General features: G+C 47.4%; 16 protein-coding genes. 10 read left to right on the forward strand and 6 right to left on the reverse strand.

The features are described 5' to 3' along the window. The first annotated feature begins 9 nt into the window (after positions 1–9). Positions 10–522: a molybdopterin-binding protein gene (locus IDJ77_RS07775; protein WP_191188372.1), complete on the forward strand. Its 513-nt coding sequence runs from the start codon at positions 10–12 to the stop codon at positions 520–522. Between the two features lie 140 nt (positions 523–662). Here the strand turns inward: IDJ77_RS07775 and IDJ77_RS07780 are convergent, their stop codons facing one another. From IDJ77_RS07780 to modA, 3 genes are read right to left on the reverse strand one after another with little or no spacing between them, the layout of a single operon-like run. Beyond that, positions 663–1280, reverse strand: a complete 618-nt coding sequence (locus IDJ77_RS07780) for an ATP-binding cassette domain-containing protein (RefSeq protein ID WP_191188373.1) — start codon at positions 1278–1280, stop codon at positions 663–665. After that, complete coding sequence (modB, locus tag IDJ77_RS07785) at positions 1277–1948, reverse strand: molybdate ABC transporter permease subunit (protein WP_191188374.1); 672 nt, start codon at positions 1946–1948, stop codon at positions 1277–1279. Before modB ends, IDJ77_RS07780 begins: the two co-directional genes overlap by 4 nt. A 6-nt stretch (positions 1949–1954) precedes the next feature. After that, positions 1955–2716 (reverse strand): molybdate ABC transporter substrate-binding protein, encoded by a 762-nt coding sequence (gene modA / locus IDJ77_RS07790; RefSeq protein WP_224751003.1) that lies wholly within the window; start codon positions 2714–2716, stop codon positions 1955–1957. A 245-nt stretch (positions 2717–2961) separates the two neighbouring features. Here modA and IDJ77_RS07795 point away from each other — a divergent pair, with 245 nt between their 5' ends. The 7 genes from IDJ77_RS07795 to IDJ77_RS07825 all read left to right on the forward strand — a co-directional run bounded on the left by IDJ77_RS07795 (position 2962) and on the right by IDJ77_RS07825 (position 13145). Further along, positions 2962–4194 carry a glycoside hydrolase family 5 protein gene (locus IDJ77_RS07795; RefSeq protein ID WP_191188375.1) on the forward strand — a complete coding sequence of 411 codons (1233 nt, stop codon included), beginning with the start codon at positions 2962–2964 and terminating at the stop codon, positions 4192–4194. Positions 4195–4454: 260 nt separating this feature from the next. Beyond that, positions 4455–6359: a 7TM diverse intracellular signaling domain-containing protein gene (locus IDJ77_RS07800; RefSeq protein ID WP_191188376.1), complete on the forward strand. Its 1905-nt coding sequence runs from the start codon at positions 4455–4457 to the stop codon at positions 6357–6359. A 176-nt stretch (positions 6360–6535) separates the two neighbouring features. Beyond that, complete coding sequence (locus IDJ77_RS07805) at positions 6536–7054, forward strand: DinB family protein (RefSeq protein WP_191188377.1); 519 nt, start codon at positions 6536–6538, stop codon at positions 7052–7054. A 551-nt stretch (positions 7055–7605) separates the two neighbouring features. Next, the gene (locus IDJ77_RS07810; protein ID WP_191188378.1) at positions 7606–9474 is read left to right on the forward strand and encodes a glycoside hydrolase family 30 beta sandwich domain-containing protein; all 1869 of its coding nucleotides are present in this window, start codon (positions 7606–7608) and stop codon (positions 9472–9474) included. A 254-nt stretch (positions 9475–9728) separates the two neighbouring features. Beyond that, on the forward strand, positions 9729–10952 hold the full coding sequence (locus tag IDJ77_RS07815) for a family 16 glycosylhydrolase (protein ID WP_191188379.1): 1224 nt from the start codon (positions 9729–9731) through the stop codon (positions 10950–10952). A 304-nt stretch (positions 10953–11256) separates the two neighbouring features. Beyond that, positions 11257–12147, forward strand: a complete 891-nt coding sequence (locus IDJ77_RS07820; RefSeq protein WP_191188380.1) for a hypothetical protein — start codon at positions 11257–11259, stop codon at positions 12145–12147. A gap of 134 nt (positions 12148–12281) precedes the next feature. Further along, entirely contained in the window at positions 12282–13145 is an 864-nt protein-coding gene (locus IDJ77_RS07825; RefSeq protein ID WP_191188381.1) for a 3-keto-disaccharide hydrolase, read from the forward strand. 86 nt (positions 13146–13231) lie between these two features. Here IDJ77_RS07825 and IDJ77_RS07830 read toward each other — a convergent pair whose 3' ends face one another. The 3 genes from IDJ77_RS07830 to IDJ77_RS07840 form a co-directional block, all read right to left on the reverse strand. After that, on the reverse strand, positions 13232–14137 hold the full coding sequence (locus IDJ77_RS07830) for a prohibitin family protein (RefSeq protein WP_191188382.1): 906 nt from the start codon (positions 14135–14137) through the stop codon (positions 13232–13234). A gap of 106 nt (positions 14138–14243) precedes the next feature. Next, positions 14244–14432, reverse strand: coding sequence for a DUF6358 family protein (locus tag IDJ77_RS07835; RefSeq protein ID WP_191188383.1), 189 nt, complete (start codon positions 14430–14432; stop codon positions 14244–14246). Position 14433: 1 nt separating this feature from the next. Beyond that, positions 14434–14748, reverse strand: a complete 315-nt coding sequence (locus IDJ77_RS07840; protein WP_191188384.1) for a rhodanese-like domain-containing protein — start codon at positions 14746–14748, stop codon at positions 14434–14436. Between the two features lie 123 nt (positions 14749–14871). Between IDJ77_RS07840 and IDJ77_RS07845 the strand changes: the two genes are divergently transcribed. After that, the gene (locus tag IDJ77_RS07845; protein WP_191188385.1) at positions 14872–15990 is read left to right on the forward strand and encodes a DUF4407 domain-containing protein; all 1119 of its coding nucleotides are present in this window, start codon (positions 14872–14874) and stop codon (positions 15988–15990) included. Positions 15991–16129: 139 nt separating this feature from the next. Beyond that, a complete protein-coding gene (locus IDJ77_RS07850) occupies positions 16130–17995 on the forward strand; it encodes a M61 family metallopeptidase (RefSeq protein ID WP_191188386.1) in 1866 nt (621 codons plus the stop codon).

Raw genomic sequence — 17995 nt, forward strand, 5'->3', positions numbered from 1 at the left:
ATCCAAACCATGAAAAAACTGTTTACCATACTGCTTTTTATTTATGCCGGCAGCGCCATGGCGCAAGAGAAAACCCGGCAAACTAACAAATTTGCCATTGTGGGCGAGGTGGAGAAGGAGTCGGTGATCACCATGGATTCGCTGAAGCAATACACCATCAGCGAGATAGGCGATATAAACATTACCGACCATACTGGAGCCTTTAAACATAAAGACGATAAACTAAAAGGCATTTTGCTGAAGGACATACTTTCGCACACCAAATTCAAAACCACCAGTCCCAAACTGCTCAGTCGCTTTTACTTTGTTTGCAGCGGCGCAGATGGCTACAAAGTAGTTTATTCCTGGAACGAACTGTACAACACCACGGTGGGCGACCACGTGTACATCATTATGGAAAAGAATGGCCTCACCGCCGATAAAATGCCCGAAAGCATGCAAATGACCTCCGCCGCCGATATAAAAACCGGCCGCCGGTATCTGCATAATTTGGATAAGATAGTGGTGGGGCAGGTGAAGTAGCACTCCTCATCGCTCCGCTGCCGCGAGATTAGCGAAGCGTATCTCCTGGTGCGCACCAGGTCAGCTTCCAGCTGACGGAAGCCGAAGGCTTCAGCCATGCAAACCACGGGTTGGAAACCCGCGGTAGCGGCGATTTTTTATCACCCTACCTCCAGCTCATCCCCACTCACCCCATCCAACTCCTGCGGATTGTGGCTTACAGTCAATGCCGTAGCCTTCAATTCTTTAATCAGTGATTGCAGGTCTGATATCAGCTCACCCTTCATTTTCACATCCAGCGCAGAAAAAGGCTCATCCATCAGCAATAATTTTGGTTTAATGGCCAGGGCCCGTAAAATGGCCAGGCGCTGCTGCTGCCCGCCGCTAAGGTGTTCGGGTTTATGCGTGGTAAAGGTTTCCAGCTTGCCAATATTTAAAAGTCGGTTTATCCAGGCGGTATCTTTAGTGGCATATTCCAGGTGCTGCTGCACCGTCATATTGGGGAACAGCGCGTAATCCTGGAAAACGAAACCCGGCATCCGCTGTTGCGGCGACAGGCTGATGTTTTGCGCGGAATCGAACCAGGTAATGTCATCAACAACTATGCGACCAGCATCGGGGGTTATCAGTCCGGCAATCATTTTAAGCAGCGTGGTTTTACCCACGCCCGATGGCCCGGTGATCCGCGCAATGCCGCCTGTTGCGAACTCCTTTTTTACCCGCAGCACCTGTACGCCCTTATAGGCCTTTAGCTTTTTTTCTATATCGATGCTGATCATTCCAAAGGGCTTTTTACCTGGTATTTATTGTAGATGAATACGCCGATGACCAATATAAAAGTAATGGCGAAAAGGACGAGCGAATAGTTATTGGCCGAGGTATAATCCATTTGTTCCACCGAATCGTAAACGGCTATAGAGGCAACCCGGGTTACGCCGGGTATATTCCCGCCGATCATCAGCACCACGCCAAACTCGCCCAGCGTATGCGCAAAGGTGAGCACAATGGCCGTGAGCAGCGATGGTTTGATATTGGGCAGCAATACTTGCCTGAAGGTTTGCCATTCGCTTTTCCCCAGCGTATAAGAGGCCTGTGAAAGCGAAGCCGGCAATTGCTGAAAGGCCGATTTTACGGGGCTGATCATAAAGGGCATACTGTAAATTACCGATGCCAGTACCAGTCCCTCAAAACTGAAAACAAACTGCAGGTTAAACACATCGTGAAGCCATTTGCCAATGCCATGCCGCGGACTAAAAGCCAGAAGCAAATAAAAGCCCAGCACCGATGGCGGCAGCACCAGCGGCATGGTAATAATAGCCTCGATGATAATTTTTATAAACGACCGCTTTTTGGAGAGCCACCAGGCCAATGGCAAACCGAACGCCAGCAATACCAAAGTGGTAATGCCGGCCAGTTTTAAGGTAAGCCATATGGGGGTTAGGTCCATTGCGTTTTATTTTACGTGGTAGCCGTAACGGGTGAAGATCTTTTTTGCGGCGGGGCTTAATATATAGCGGTAGAACTTTTCGGCGTCGGAGTTTGGTTTGGGCTGTTTTATCAGCACCATGCCCTGCTCAATAGGGCTGTAAGTTTTTGGGTTGATGATCTTATAGTACAATTGCGTTTTGTTGGCTGCATCTTTCACCAATGATAACGTAGTAAAACCGGCCTGCACCACGCCTGTGGTAATGTAAGTGTTCACCTGGGTAATGCTTTCGCCCAAAACTATTTTATCTTGCACCTTGTCGTAGATCTTTTCGTGCTTTAAGGCTTCTTCGGCGGCTTTGCCGTAGGGGGCAATGGCCGGGTTGCCAATGGCTATTTTTTGGATGGATGCGCCGGGCAGCAGTTTGGCCCAGTTGGTAAAATCCAGTCGTTGGGTGCTGCAAATGATGAGTGTGCCCGATGCATACACCACAGGCTTTTTGGTAGCAAAACCGCTTTTAAAAAGTTCGTCAGGAAATGCGGTATCGGCAGAAAGGAAAACATCAAAAGGCGCACCGTTCTTAATTTGCGTAGTGAGATTGCCTGAAGGCCCCGCGATGGCATCCACAATAATGCCCGTTTTCTGCATAAAATCTGCCTGCAGGGCTTTCATTACCGGCTGCAGGTTGGCCGCTATGGCCACCTTTAAATTTTGCGCCTTTAGGGAGATAGGGCTTAGCGCCATCAACCACAAAGCAACAAAAAATAGCTTCCTGCCAAATCTTATCATATTAACACGATCGAACATTTTTCATCATGAGTGTAATTAAACCCGCCGCAAACAAATTACGGATATACATTAGCCAACGCAAATATAAACGGTTAAATATCCTGATGTAAATACATTACATTTGTGTTGCTTATACACCAATATAAACATCTCAACCTATAAAACAACTGATCTGCCTATGGATAGCTGTGCATAATAAACAATCAACTAATCTCTCAAAATCTCAATCTCTCATATCTCACAACATGAAAAAAGTAATTATCCTGTTTGCGGCGCTCGTTACCTGCGCCTTTACCCTGCGCGCGCAAGCACCCAAATTCATCTCCACAAACGGCAAAGAAGTTATCGGCACAGATGGCAAACCCTTCCTTATCAAGGGCACCAATTTAGGCAACTGGCTGGTACCCGAAGGCTATATGTTTAAGTTTAAAGCCGTTAACTCGCAAAGGCTCATTAATCAGGCTTTTACCGAGCTGATCGGTCCCGAAGAAACGCGGCTTTTCTGGAAGAAATTCCAGGATACGTATATCACACAGGCCGATATTAAATTTATCAAGGCTTCGGGTGCAAACTCCATCCGTATCCCCTTCAACTATAAACTCTTCACCAGCGAAAGCTATATGGGTATGAACAACCCCAACCGCGGTTTCGAACTGCTGGATAGGGTGATAGGCTGGTGCAAGCAGGAGAAGCTTTACGTAATGCTGGATATGCACTGTGCCCCCGGCGGCCAAACCGGAGATAATATCGATGATGGCGATGGTTACCCCTTCCTGTTCACTAGCGCGGCCAACCGCAAGCAAACCGCCGACATCTGGAAACGCATTGCCAATCACTATAAAAACGAAAGCATCATTTTAGGCTACGACCTGCTGAACGAGCCCATCGCCCATTATTTTAAGGTAGATGAGATAAACCCCCACCTGGAGCCAACCTACAAAGAAATTACGGCGGCAGTACGCTCGGTTGATAAAAACCATATCGTATTCATCGGCGGTGCGCAGTGGGACAGCAATTTTAAGATCTTCGGTAGGCCCTTTGATAGCAAAGCCGTTTACACCTTCCATAAATACTGGACGGATGCTACAAAGGCCGTGGTACAGGAATATATCGATTTTCGCGATAAGTACAATGTGCCCATCTACGTAGGCGAAACCGGCGAGAATACCGATAAATGGGTGCACGATTTCCGCGTCGTATGTGAAGAAAACAACATTGGCTGGCATTACTGGCCCTACAAAAAACTGGATAGCGACAGAGGTTTCATGAGCTTCAATATCCCCGATGGTTACCAGGAAGTGATCGACTATACCGAAAAGCCGCGCGCCAGTTTCGAGGACATCCGCAAAGCCGCCCCTGCCGACAGGGCCAAAATAAAAGCGGCCCTTTACGCTTTTTTAGAGAATAGCAAGTTTGCCAATAGCATCCCGCAAAAAGGGTATATGGAAGCGCTGGGCCTTAAAGTGCCCATAAAATAAACTGTATAGTGTACCTTTAATAGGTTTGAATTTATAAATCGCTTACATTGCAAGGAGAATTATAAACCCTAATTTTTAACTGTACCCATTACGTGGAGTTAACTCACCCCGACTACGCTTCGCTGGTCGACCCTCTCTACCTTCGGTAAAGAAAGTGTCAAAATTATTGAAGCTTACCCTCTTTCCGCTTGCGGAGAGAGGGTGGCCAAGCGCAGCAATGGCCGGGTGAGTTAATAGCGACGATGATAAATATACCGCTTATGTATAGACGTTACTATCAGTTTGTATACCTTTTTGTTGTGCTGGCCGGTATGGCTCTGCCCGTTGCTGCGCAAACCCTGGTGCCCGTTGTAGATACGGCCAAGCAGCACGTATTCCGTTTTGCCGAACTGGAATACCTGCGCGATACCACCAATGCCCTTAGCCTGGCCGACGTAAGCACGCGCTATAGTAGTAAATTTGTAAGTAATACATTGCCCACCCCACAGATACAGGAGGCCGGCGCCACCTTTTGGTACCGCATCCGGCTGGATCAGCGCATAGCTACCGAAAATAGCTGGATCCTGGAGTTTTTTGATCAAACCATTGATAGTATAACCGTATACTCGCCCGCAAAAGGCGGTACTTATACCGCCACGCTGCTGGGCAGTAACCGGCCTTTTTCGCAGCGGATGTACGCGCATAAAAATTTTACGCTCAACATCAGCAATGATGTTAAGGCCGAGAATTACTATTACTTTAAACTCCGCTCGCACGAATCGGCCAACGTTATCATCGTACTGCGATCGGTAAACTGGTTCATCAGCTACGCGCTGGACGAATACTTTTACTTCGGCATATTTTATGGTATGATCCTGGTTTTCGGGTTGTACAACTTCATGATGTTTGTGGCCATGCGGCAGCGTCAGTACCTGTACTACATTGTTTACAACCTCAGCATAGGCCTTTACGAAATGTGTACCGATGGTATTGCCTACCAGTACCTGTGGCAAACCGCCCCGCAGTGGAACCACTACGCATACGGTATCGCGCTGTTCCTGGCCAGCACCTTTGCTATGCTGTTTGCCCAGAGCCTGCTCAGTTTAAAGGAGAACGCGCCACGTTTTAACAAGGTGCTTAATGGCGTCATCATCGCCAGGGCTATTTTCTTCGCTATTGGTTTGCTGGTAGATAAAACCCTTTTCACCTATAAAATTATCGAGATCATCCCCCTGTCCGTAGCTTTTATATCGGGCTGTTACGTGCTGTACAAAGGGTATCGCCCGGCGCGCTTCTTTGTTATTGGTTACAGCTTTTTGTTTACCGGTTTTATCATCAAATCGCTTATAGCGCTCAATTTATGGTGGCTGCCCGTTACAGCGCTCAACTTTTACAGCCTCAGTTTTTGTTTTATTATGGAGATGCTGTTCATCACCTTCGCTATTGGCGATAGGGTGCGGATGCTGAAACGCGAGAAGGATACAGCCCAGCAGCGTATGATAAAACAGCTGCAGCAAAACGAAGAATTGAAAGACCTGCTGAACAAGCGCCTGGAAGTGCAGGTGGCCGAGCGTACCAGCGAACTATTAGAAAAATCGTCCCTTATCGAACTACAGAACGAAGAACTTACAGCCGTAAACCAATTGCTGCAACAGCAAGCAGAAGAAATTTCGCGTATGAACGTGCTGCTGGAAAAGGACAACCTTACCCTGCATAACGATATTGAAAAAGTTACGCACGACAGGGTGATGAGTGCCGAAGTAGATTTTGAAGAGTTTAGCCGCATCTATCCCGACCGCGAAACCTGCTTCAAATTCCTGGCCGACTTGAAATGGGAACACGGCTACGCCTGTAAAAAATGCAGTAACACCCATTATGGTAACGGGCATTTGCCTTACAGCCGCCGCTGTTCTAAATGCGGGTACGAGGAATCGGTTATTGCCTACACCATTCTGCAGAACACCCGCATCCCCATCAACAAGGCATTTTACATGATATTTTTGATGTACAGCACCAAAGGAAAGATCTCGTCGCACAAACTCTCCGAGATTCTCTCTATCCGCCAAAGCACCTGCTGGGCCTACAGCAGCCGCATAAAAAAAGCCATGGAGAGCATGAAAAAAGAGATCAAAAACGCCGGCAGCAAAGGCTGGAGTAAGCTGGTGATAGATACTTCGGAGGAGTAAAAGTCTGAACCGGGATTAAACTGATTTATACGATTCTCGGATTTTAAGAATCAGGATAAATAAAAAAATCCCGCCCATCTGTTTAATCGTAAAAATCCCGGTTCAGACAAACCCTACTGACATACCGTTGTCATTACCGTATGGTTTATTTGTATCGTAATCAAAAAACAAATATCATGGAAAACCAAAGCATTGCAACCACCAACACCGATGTAACCGTAGTCACTGCCGATGCGCTGTTAAAACACTGGCAGGGGCATCGTAAACTAAGCCGTAAAGCATTAGAATCCTTCCCCGAAAAGGAGCTTTTTGAATTTTCTATCGGCGGGATGCGCCCATACGATCAGCTTGCAAAGGAAATGATAGGCCTGGCAAGCGGCGGCATCAACGGTATTGTAACCGGCAGTTGGACAACCAGGCCCGAGTTAGAACACTTTAACAACGAAGTAGAGATCAAAACCAAAGCCGGGCTGCTTGCCGCCTGGGACGAGGTAACCACCCAACTTGATACGCTTTGGCCACAAATACCTGCCGACCATTTTTACGATCAAGTAAAGGCCTTTGGGCAGTATGAAAATACAGTAGTTGATACGATCCTCTATTTGATAGATAATGAGATACACCACCGCGGGCAGGGGTTTGTATACCTCCGCGCCCTCGGCATCGAGCCGCCAGCGTTTTGGGACAGGTGGTAAGTTTAATTAACTAAACCCAGGCGTCATTGCGAGGTACGAAGCAATCTCCCGATAGGAAGGTCCGCTATGCAGATCGCTTATCCTGCGTAGAGATTGCTTCGTACCTCGCAATGACGCTTTGTTGAGTAGTGTCTTTTATACTCAATCTCCAATCCGCTTACTCCCCATAGCTATATTGCTTAAAAGGTAAGCTGTGAGGGAAGCGTATCGCAACTATTTTTTTATTTTTTTAAAAGCCGCTTTAAACCCTTTAAAGCGGCTTTTTGCTGTTTTACCCCTGTGAGGCAAGCGTATCAAAATTCATATAAATGGCTAATTATCAGTTATTTATATTATAAAGCGCTTGTTTGTAACGTGAAAATTACTTTAAATTTGCGTTAACCGATTATACCGGCATCTGCCTATTTCCTGGAGAACACCAATATGCCATAAATGCCTGCGGGTATTTGCGTGCTTTTGGTTTACATAAAAGTTAATGGCTTGCAGGCAATTACGGTTGTATCATTTACCAATACAGCAAACCAATTAATAACCAATCAAATACAAAAATTATGAAGATCACCTACAAAATTAAGTTACTGGCAACGGTGTTTATTACACTGGCGCTGCTGGTAAATGCGTGTAAAAAAGATGCCCGCACGCAAAGCATCGATGGCGCAAAAACAACCACTACCGAACCGCGAAACGCCACCAGCGCGGTTACCACCTGGCTTACTACCTCCAATCAAAGCAGCCTTTTGGCGCAGGGCAGCGTAAACTTCGCGGCAGATGCCGGCACCAACCCAAATACCATTACGGTTGATGAAGGTACCACCTACCAGGGCATCGATGGCTTTGGCTATACCCTTACCGGCGGCAGCGCAAGCCTGCTAAACGGCTTGGGAGGCAACCAGGCCAGCGTGCTCAACGAGTTGTTTGGCACAGGTAACGGGCAAATAGGCGTTAGTTACCTGCGTGTAAGCATTGGCGCATCAGATCTTAGCTCGTCAGATTTTACCTATAACCAAACCGCGGGCGATGTAAACATGAACAACTTTAGCCTGGCACAGGAGAACACCGATTTCCTGCCTATCCTGAAAAAGATCCTGGTCATTAACCCTAACATCAAAATTATAGCCACCCCCTGGACGGCCCCAACCTGGATGAAGGTGAACACCACCGGCAACAACGGCTATACCGGTGGCAGCTTAAACACCGCTTATTACGCTGCCTATGCTAAGTACTTTGTAAAATATATACAGGCTATGCAAGCGCAGGGCATCCGCATAGATGCCGTTACACCGCAAAACGAGCCACTTAATCCCTACAATAATCCCAGCATGGTAATGCAGGCCAATGAGCAGGTAACGTTTATCAACAACCACCTGGGTCCGCAATTTGCCGCAGCCGGCATCACCACCAAAATTATCGCATACGATCATAATGCCGATGTGCCAAGTTACGCCACCACGGTAGTAGGCCAGGCAGGCGGATATGTAGATGGTTCTGCGTTTCACCTTTACGCAGGCGATATCAGCGCGTTAACAACTGTACACAACGCATACCCTAACAAAAACGTTTACTTTACCGAGCAATGGGTGGGCGCACCAAGCAACTTTGGCGGCGATTTGGGCTGGCACATCAACACCCTCATCATAGGCGCTACCCGTAACTGGAGCCGCAACGTACTGGAGTGGAACCTCGCTGCCGATCCTAACAACAACCCGCATACCGCAGGCGGCTGCAGCACCTGCCTTGGCGCTATTACGGTAAGCGGTACATCCATTAGCCGTAACGTAGGTTATTACATTATTGCCCATGCATCAAAAGCGGTAAGGCCGGGCGCGGTACGTATTGCCTCTAACATAGCGGGCAGCATCCAAAACGTGGCGTTCCGTAACAGCGACGGTACCAAAGTGCTCATCGCATCAAACAGCGGCGGCAGCAGCACCAGCTTCAAAGTAAAATGGGGTTCAGAATCCTTTACTTACACCCTGGCTGCAGGCGCGGTAGTAACCTTTAAATGGAGCGGCACACCGGGCGGAGGCACAGGCAGCGGCGCGCCTATCGGGCAAACCATCACCCTGAAAGGCTTTAATAACCAATATGTAAACAGCCAGAACGGCACACAAGCTATGACTTGTAACAGCGCAGTAGCATCTACCTGGGAGCAATTTACCGTGGTGGATGCGGGCGCAGGTAAAATAGCCCTTCGTGCCATGAACAAATACGTATCATCAGAAAACGGCACGCAAGCCATCACCTGTAACCGCGCCACCATTGGCGATTGGGAGAAATTTGATTGGGTACCAACAACGGATGGTAAAATAACCATCCGCGGTAACAACGGCAAGTTCATAAGCAGCGAGAACGGCACCCAGGCCATGACCTGTACCCGCGCAACCGCATCGGGATGGGAAGCTTTTGGGGTGAACCAGTAAGCTGTAATCCATAGCGATGGGTTTTAAACCCATCGCTAAATAAAAATATAAATAACGTCATCCTGAACTTGTTTCAGGACCCCACAGGACAGGTAGCCGATATGCTAACCGCCCTGTTGAGTAGGCTACCATGCAGATGGGGTGCCGAAATAAATTCGGCATGCCGTGTTGTTTTAAAGGTTCAAGTATGCAGGTTTCAAACCCATCGCTATCGCTACCAACACAAAAACCAATTAACCACAAATACCAACATAATGAAAAAGCAATTATTAAACTTTCTGAAAGGAGCCGGACTGGTACTGGCTATCAGCGTTGCGATGATCTCCTGTAAAAAGGATGTAAAAGCGCCGGCCGATGAAAAAGCTGCAATCGCTACCGCCACTACTACTCCCCGCGCCCTCACCCTGGTTTGGCAGGATGAGTTTAACGGCACCGGTGTAGACGGCAGCAAATGGGGTATAGATGTAGGCAACCCCAACGTAAACAATGAGAAGGAGTATTACTCAACCGGGAACGTGGCGGTAACAGGGGGCAACCTGGTTATCACGGCCAAAAACCAAAGCATGGGCGGGCAACCTTATACTTCGGGTAAGCTCACCACCTCGGGTAAGTTCTCGGTAAAATATGGCCGCATCGAGGCGAGTATCAAACTCCCCGCTTTCCAGGGTAGCTGGCCGGCATTCTGGATGCTGGGTACCAATATCGGCTCGGTAGGCTGGCCACAATGCGGCGAGATAGATATTATGGAGCAAACCAACACCAGCAATGTTACGCTGGGTACCATGCACTGGAACAATAACGGCCACGTTTACTACGGCGGCAACACACCGGTGAATGTTACCGGTTATCATTTATATGCGGTAGAATGGGATGCAAACAGCATTAAATGGTATGTGGATGGTACGCTGTTCCACACCGGGAATATTCAAAACAACATCAACAGTACCGAAGAGTTTCAGCTGCCTTTCTTCCTGATCCTGAACCTTGCGGTAGGAGGCGACCTGCCCGGCAACACCATTAACAACGGCGCGTTGCCCGCTAATATGTATGTAGATTACGTAAGGGTCTATAGCATCAGCGGCGGAACAGGCTCTACCGCGCCTATCGGGCAAACAGTGACCTTAAAAGGCTTCAATAACAAATATGTGAATGGCCAGAACGGCACCCAGGCCATGACCTGCACCAGCACGGTAGCATCTACCTGGGAGCAATTCACCGTGGTTGACGCAGGCGGCGGTAAGGTAGCTTTACGCAGCATGAACAAATATGTATCCTCTGAGAACGGCACGCAGGCCATCACCTGTAACCGCGCTACCATTGGCGATTGGGAGAAATTTGATTGGGTGCCAACAGCAGACGGCAAGGTTACCTTCAGAGGCAACAACGGCAAATTCATTTCCAGCGAGAATGGCACACAAGCCATGACCTGCACCCGGGCAACTGCTGCGGGTTGGGAAGCTTTTGGGGTGAACCAGTAAAGTTCATTTGCTGCGTCAAGAGTTTACTCATCCCGACGAGGCTCCGCCCGTCGACCCTCTTTGCGAAGCAGAGAGGGTAAAGAAAATAGAACCCTCTCCTTTGGAGAGGGCAGGGTGAGGCTATCGAACTCACCTTCTTTACCGCAGGTAGAGAGGGTCGGGCAGCGGAGCGCACCCGGGGGGGTGAGTCAACTTGGCGAGCGGACATTGGCTATGGGACAAACCGTAAACAAAACCAATAAAAAAAGTCCTAAATTACAGCCTGCCTTCTTAACCAGTGGGCAGGCTGTTTTATTTTACCTTGATGAGAAGACTTTTTGTTACCTGCCTTTGTGTTTTATTGAGCACCACCTTGCTGCAGGCGCAATCTTTGCAAAAAAAACTACAGCTCGACATCTCCACAGGCTACCAGCGGGAAGATCTGAAATGGTCGATAGCGGGTAACCTGGATGGACAAAACCCCAATATATATTCGGAACTGCAGTGGAAAAAGGTTGGTGGGCAATCGGTAGCCGCAGCACTGCAATGGAATTTTTGGAATAAGCTGATGCTGATAGGCGGGTATCAACGGGTCTCCATAAAATCAGGCGCCGTGAGGGATAACGACTACAGCGGCGACAACCGCACCAACCCCGCTTACGATCAATTATTTGATGCGGACAAAGGTTTTACACGGGATTTGGCTGTCGGCCTTGGGTATAAGCTCATTGATAAAGAAACCTTCTCTCTTACACCTTACGGTGGATACAGTGCCAGTAAGCAATCGCTCCACCTGCTGGACAGGAGCGGCCAGTATGCCGACCTGAACAGTACCTACGATACCGATTGGAAGGGGGCGTTCGTAAAAGCTATAGCGGGTTTAAAGCTTTCAAAAAAACTTACCGCCACGGCCACCCTCGCCTACCACCAGGCCGACTACAACGCCAAAGCCGACTGGAACCTGATCCCAACCTTTCAGCACCCGGTGAGCTACCGGCATACTGCGAAAGGCTACGGCATTGCTGCCGACGCGTCGGTGGCTTATAACATCACCAAAAGCATCGCTGTAAATTTGGGCGGCGGCTACTTTACAGGGCAAACCGGGGAAGGGATAGACGAATTGTTTTTAGCCTCCGGCGGATCCGACAAAACCCAACTCAATGAGGTAGACCGGAAAGGCTATAAATTATCAGTTGGATTAGTGCTGAATTATTGATGAAAAACGACCGTTTTGTTGATCAAAATGGTAAAAACAAGGAGATTTTCGACAGTGATTTTGCACATTTTTGGTATATTTTGTATTAGTTACCCCCATTTTGTTTCAATATATTAGTGAACGATAAACCGCATATGAAAAAATTATTTGCCTGCCTTTGCTGCCTTGTTTTCCTGCTTACCACATCGTTTCTGCCAAAACCAGAGTGGACAAATTTGTTGGATAAAAACCTCTCCAAATGGGAAACTTACCAAAGCTTTTACCACAAAGTTGGCTATAACGGCAAGCCTCCTGTTGATAGTAATGGTGTTAAAATACAGCCAATTGGATACAATGTAAATAAGAATAATGTGTTTTCGGTTGTAATGGAGAACGGGCAGCCGGTACTCAAAATTACCGGGGAGATCTATGGCTGCATTTTTACCAAACAGGATTTTGCCAATTACCACCTTAAACTGAAATTCCGTTGGGGCCAAAAGAAATGGGTGCCAAGGCTGGATGAGCTGAAAGACAGTGGTTTACTATATCATTCGCAAGGTAAAAACGGTGTAGAGTGGTTCCGTACCTGGATGCTGAGCCAGGAGTTCCAGGTGGTGGAAAACAGCTCGGGCGATTACTGGTCGCAAGCCAGCTCGCAAGCAGATGCTAAAGCTGTGAAAGACAGTAGTTATAAGTTTAGCACACAAGGCAAATGGACGCCACTTGGCGGAGCAACCGGCAACGGTGGCTTCTGCGAGGCAGGTAAAAAAATGGATAAAGCCATCGGCGAATGGAACCAAATTGAACTGATCACCTATGGCGACAGAAGCCTGCATATTGTTAACGGGCAGGTAGTTATGGCGTTAAAAAACTCCCGCTACAAAGATGGCGACGTAATAAAACCCCTCACTCACGGCAAGCTCCAACTACAAAGCGAAGCCGCAGAAGTTTACTATAAGGATATTATGATCAAACCGATAAAAGGTATCCCGGCCAAGTATGCTAAATACTTCGAATAAGCACCTAACCGCAACAAAAAAAGGCGAATTCTGCGAACTAAATTAATTCGTAAAATCCGTCTGATTCGTGAAATTAGTAGTTGTAATTATTTATCACTCAGCAATATCGGTGTCCCCTTGTTATTACCCAGGATGATCACCTTAGCATTCGGCGACAGGGCAATTTCCTTTTGCGCTTTGATGCTTTCGTACTGTAATTGTTTATCAGATAAGCCGGTAGAAAGGATCTTTTGGTAATCGGCAATACCCTGTGCTTCCACACGTTTACGGTCGGCTTCCTGGCGCTCTTTCTGCAGCACGAAGGTCATTTTCTGCGCTTCCTGCTCGGCGTTTATCTTCGATTCGATACTGGCTTTAACAGATGATGGCAAAGAGATATTACGGATAAGGATCTGCTCCAGTTCCAGCCCGCGTTTGGTAAAACTGGCGGCAATAGTGCGGTTTATCCTGTTTTGAAACTCCTGCCTTTTTACCGAGTAAAGGTCTACCGCGGCGTAATTTACGGCGTTATCACGTATGGCGGTTCTTGCAACGGCGCGTACAATGTTATTAACATAATCTGGCCCAATGCTCTGTAAAATAAAAGGGGCCTTTGCCGAGCGTACGTTAAACAATACGGTAAGATCTACAGTAACTTCCAGTCCGTCAGATGATAACACCCGTATCGCATCATCACCCGATATATCGCCTTCGTTATGCTGGGCGCTCATGGTATAATTCTGCGTACGTACATCAAAATTGGTAATTTCTACCAATGGGTTTACAAAATGCAGCCCGCTTTCCAATACATCAGGCTGTACCTTGCCAAACAATACCTGTACACCCACACGGCCGGAATCGATCACCTTAACAGAGGATAACACCAGCCCCAGTACGGCTATGGCACCACCAACAACGCTAACAAGGCCACCAAAACGGCCGGCCGGCTGGGGCGAGCGTTTTAACATTACACCTACAAAAAGTATAATAACGCCAACAATTGCTAAAAACATGATAGTTTAAGATTAATGTAAGGTTTGAGAATGTTTTGGTATTAGAATTTAAATGCCCGGCTTTGTTACGTAAACCGGGCATTTATTTTAACATCGGGAGCGGGTGTTACTGTTTCCCTGTAGTATTTTTTACTTCTTTTATCAGCTTTATTTTCAGGGAGATGAATACAGCAGCGATAAATACCGCACCCAATAAATAAGCGTATTGCGCGTGCTCAATACCCCAATAGCCTATCATCAGGGCCACAAAAATACCCAGGTTGTAAACTACGTTGAGCGCTATTTTCTTACCCATATTAGTATACGCTTATAGTAGGGTCAATCTCTGCCTGCCAGGCTAAAATGCCACCCTGCAAATTATACAGGTTGGTGTAGCCTTGTGCCTCTAACTGGTGCAAAGCTACCGAACTGCGTTTACCGCTTCGGCACATAATAACAACCGGTTTATCTTTAGCTACCTGGTCGGCCTCTATCAGAATGCCGCCCAGCGGGATATGCTTGCCACCCAGGTTGGAAGTTTCGTATTCAAAATCTTCCCGAACGTCTATCAGTTGAAAATCTTCGCCGCTATCTAACTTCTGTTTTAGTTCCTGTACGCTTATTTCTTTCATCTTAAATGTAATTATAAGCCAAAGGTATGTTTTTTCCGTATCAAATAATTGTCCCTGTTTTGTAACAATAAGCACCCTCGGGCGTTTCATATATAATTGTATATTATTACAATAGCTGCTTAAATGAAGAAAATTAACCGGTTTTTTTGGTTCTGTTCCGGAGCACATATAGATACTTTAAAGAAATACCCTATCGAGCATAATAAGTATGTAGGTATTGGGGCAACTATATTTTTCACTGCATTATTCGCCTCTTTATCAGGCGGTTATGCCATGTATTTCGTATTCAGCGGCGATGCATTTGCCGTTGGCTTCGCTATACTTTTCGGGCTTTTGTGGGGCACCGCCATATTTAATATGGATAGATATATCGTATCGAGTATTAATAAAGAAGGCAGCACCAACCAGCAAATATTACAGGCATCCCCGCGTATTTTATTGGCGATAATGATAGGCATAGTTATATCGCGCCCGCTGGAACTGAAGATCTTTGATAAAGAAATTCGCCAGAAATTAAAAACCGCTTACCTGAAGGGACAGCACACCAAGATAGATTCGCTGCAGAAAACCTACCAGCAAAAGTACGCCCAGGAAATGGGTAAAAACACCGATCTGAAGAAGGAAAAGGACTCGTTAGAACGCGATATCAACCGATCGCGGTACCAGCTTAACCAGGAGGTTTTTGGGGATAAAACCAACCAAACATCGGGCATTACCGGCTACGGCACCTATGCAAAACAAAAAGAGCAGGTGCTTAAAGAAAAGGAAGAGCGCTTAAAAACGGTGACTGACAACCTGGGGCAGATGGATAATTATTTAAGCCAGCGCAAAGATTACGAGGGAGTTAACAGCACCCGGCTGTTTAACGAAAAGCAACTGGATAGCCTCTCTAACGTGGCCGGTTTTGCCGACCGAAACTGGGCCTTAGGGCAGCTGGGTTATAATGTAGATGGAAGCCGCGATTTGGATACTTATCTGGCTATCTCCTTTATCGGGTATTTGTTTATCCTGTTCGAGTGTTTACCGGTTTTCGTGAAACTAATGTCGCCAAAAGGGCCTTACGATACAGCTATCGCAAAAATAGCGGAGGCGAATATCCATTTCGCTGATAAAGATAAAGACCGGGATATTGCTGTTACTGACAGCACTTACGACCATAACCTGGATGCCGACGTGGAACGGCGAAAGCGCATCATCACGGCACAGTCGGATTATGATTTTGGTCGGCATAGTTACGATTAGCGGGCTTACCAAAGGTTTTGGTAAGACGGAGCGAACCACTCACAACTCTCTACTCACCATTCACTCGCGAAGCGTAATAAAATTGATAGAAAACATTTACCGATTAAATCTTAATTTCAGCGCCGTAATACACTGATCAATGAAAAAATTATTTACGCTTGCGGCGGCTTCGCTCCTGGCCGCTTCGGCATTTGCCCAAAAGCAAAAGGCCATTTATTATACTATCTCGTTCCCCAATGCGGTACACCACGAGGCCGAGATCTTGTTAACCATTCCGCAAGCGCCGGCGGGTTCGCTAAAAGTGCACATGAGCCGCTCATCTCCGGGCCGTTATGCCACGCACGAGTTTGGTAAAAACATATACAACTTAAAAGCCACCGGGGCAGATAACGCGCCGCTTACCGTTAAACAGCTGGAAGGCGATCTGTATGAGGTACAGGTAACAAGCGAAACCGTAAAAATAAGTTATACCCTTTTTGGTAACTGGACGGACGGAACCTACGCCAGCATCGATGCCAGCCACGCGCATTTAAACATGCCCGCCACCATTATGTGGGCCGAAGGGCAAACCGACCGACCAATAAGAGTGCAGTTTAATGATGCCGACAAATACGGCTGGAAGGTAGCAACCCAACTAAAAAGCGAGGGCGATAATGTTTACAGCGCGCCCGATCTGCAATACCTGATGGATAGCCCAACCGAGCTATCTGCCTATAAAATAAACAGCTGGACGGTTGATAACAACGGCAAGCCCGAGAAGATCAACATAAGCACACACTCGGACGATAGCCAGGCGGTGATTGATAATTTTGCCAAAATGGTGCAGAGAATGGTGCTGGAAGAAAAAGCCGTTTTTGGCGAACTCCCGGTTTACGATAACGGCGAATACACCTTTTTGCAGGATGTACATCCTACCACATCAGGCGATGGTATGGAGCACCGCAACTCTACTATTATTGTGCAGCCCGCGCCAAAAGTAGAAGGTTTGGAAAGCAGGCTGATAGGCACTTTTTCCCATGAGTTTTTCCACAGCTGGAACGTAAAGCGCATCCGCCCAAAATCATTAGAGCCATTTAACTTTACGCATGCCAACATGAGCAGCGAGCTTTGGTTCGCCGAAGGTTTTACCCAATATTACGGCGAGCTGGTACTTGCCCGCGCAGGCATCCATAGTGTGGATGATTACACCCGCACCATTGCCGGTTTGGTAAACCAGGCGGTTAACACGCCCGGAGCGGCAAAATATTCTCCTGCTGAGGCAAGTCGCTATGCGGTATTTGCCGATGCCGGCGTATCTATCGACCCGAACAACCAAACCAATATGTTCACCAGCTATTACACTTATGGCGGTGCAACGGCTTTGGCCTTAGATCTGCGCCTGCGCAGCGAGTTTAACTTAACGCTTGATGATTATATGCGCCAGGTTTGGCTGTCGCGCGGTAAAGTGATGAAGCCTTACACCATCACCGATCTGCAAAGCGACCTGGCAACCGTAACCAAAAACGCAAAATTTGCTGCGGATTTCTTTAAACGCTACATCAACGGTACCGAAAAGAACAACTACGAAGCATTACTGGCTAAAGCAGGTTTGGTATTACAGCGCGTACAGCCGGGTAAAGGCTGGGCTGGTCCAACAGGCGGCGCGGGCGGCCGTGGCAGAAGCGGGCAGGCGCGTACAGGCGACGGGGATGGCTTTGCCATACTATCGAACACAACAGCAGGTACGCCAATTTATAAAGCGGGTATTGATGCCGGCGATATTATCACCAAAGCCGATGGCAGGGATATTAAAGATGCCGCCGCTTTTACCGAGGCATTGGCCAATAAAAAACCGGGCGACAAGATCGCCGTAAGCTTTAAAAACCGCGCGGGCGAACACCAAACCGTGATCACTTTAGAGGAAAACCCTAACTATGAAGTGGTAACCTTAGAAAAAGCAGGTAAACAATTAACAAAAGAACAACAGGATTTCCGCGATAAGTGGTTATCATCAAAAGTAAAATAA

The sequence above is a fragment of the Mucilaginibacter pankratovii genome (genome assembly GCF_014773265.1).
GTDB lineage: Bacteria > Bacteroidota > Bacteroidia > Sphingobacteriales > Sphingobacteriaceae > Mucilaginibacter > Mucilaginibacter pankratovii.

Excerpts from the sequence above, each read along its gene's own strand:
- IDJ77_RS07800 (WP_191188376.1), top strand. The coding sequence starts at position 4,455 with ATGTATAGACGTTACTATCAGTTTGTATACCTTTTTGTTGTGCTGGCC.
- IDJ77_RS07820 (WP_191188380.1), top strand. The coding sequence starts at position 11,257 with ATGAGAAGACTTTTTGTTACCTGCCTTTGTGTTTTATTGAGCACCACC.
- IDJ77_RS07795 (WP_191188375.1), top strand. The coding sequence starts at position 2,962 with ATGAAAAAAGTAATTATCCTGTTTGCGGCGCTCGTTACCTGCGCCTTT.
- IDJ77_RS07780 (WP_191188373.1), bottom strand. The coding sequence starts at position 1,280 with ATGATCAGCATCGATATAGAAAAAAAGCTAAAGGCCTATAAGGGCGTA.
- modA (WP_224751003.1), bottom strand. The coding sequence starts at position 2,716 with ATGATAAGATTTGGCAGGAAGCTATTTTTTGTTGCTTTGTGGTTGATG.
- IDJ77_RS07840 (WP_191188384.1), bottom strand. The coding sequence starts at position 14,748 with ATGAAAGAAATAAGCGTACAGGAACTAAAACAGAAGTTAGATAGCGGC.
- IDJ77_RS07810 (WP_191188378.1), top strand. The coding sequence starts at position 7,606 with ATGAAGATCACCTACAAAATTAAGTTACTGGCAACGGTGTTTATTACA.
- IDJ77_RS07845 (WP_191188385.1), top strand. The coding sequence starts at position 14,872 with ATGAAGAAAATTAACCGGTTTTTTTGGTTCTGTTCCGGAGCACATATA.
- IDJ77_RS07850 (WP_191188386.1), top strand. The coding sequence starts at position 16,130 with ATGAAAAAATTATTTACGCTTGCGGCGGCTTCGCTCCTGGCCGCTTCG.
- modB (WP_191188374.1), bottom strand. The coding sequence starts at position 1,948 with ATGGACCTAACCCCCATATGGCTTACCTTAAAACTGGCCGGCATTACC.
- IDJ77_RS07805 (WP_191188377.1), top strand. The coding sequence starts at position 6,536 with ATGGAAAACCAAAGCATTGCAACCACCAACACCGATGTAACCGTAGTC.
- IDJ77_RS07825 (WP_191188381.1), top strand. The coding sequence starts at position 12,282 with ATGAAAAAATTATTTGCCTGCCTTTGCTGCCTTGTTTTCCTGCTTACC.
- IDJ77_RS07815 (WP_191188379.1), top strand. The coding sequence starts at position 9,729 with ATGAAAAAGCAATTATTAAACTTTCTGAAAGGAGCCGGACTGGTACTG.
- IDJ77_RS07775 (WP_191188372.1), top strand. The coding sequence starts at position 10 with ATGAAAAAACTGTTTACCATACTGCTTTTTATTTATGCCGGCAGCGCC.
- IDJ77_RS07830 (WP_191188382.1), bottom strand. The coding sequence starts at position 14,137 with ATGTTTTTAGCAATTGTTGGCGTTATTATACTTTTTGTAGGTGTAATG.
- IDJ77_RS07835 (WP_191188383.1), bottom strand. The coding sequence starts at position 14,432 with ATGGGTAAGAAAATAGCGCTCAACGTAGTTTACAACCTGGGTATTTTT.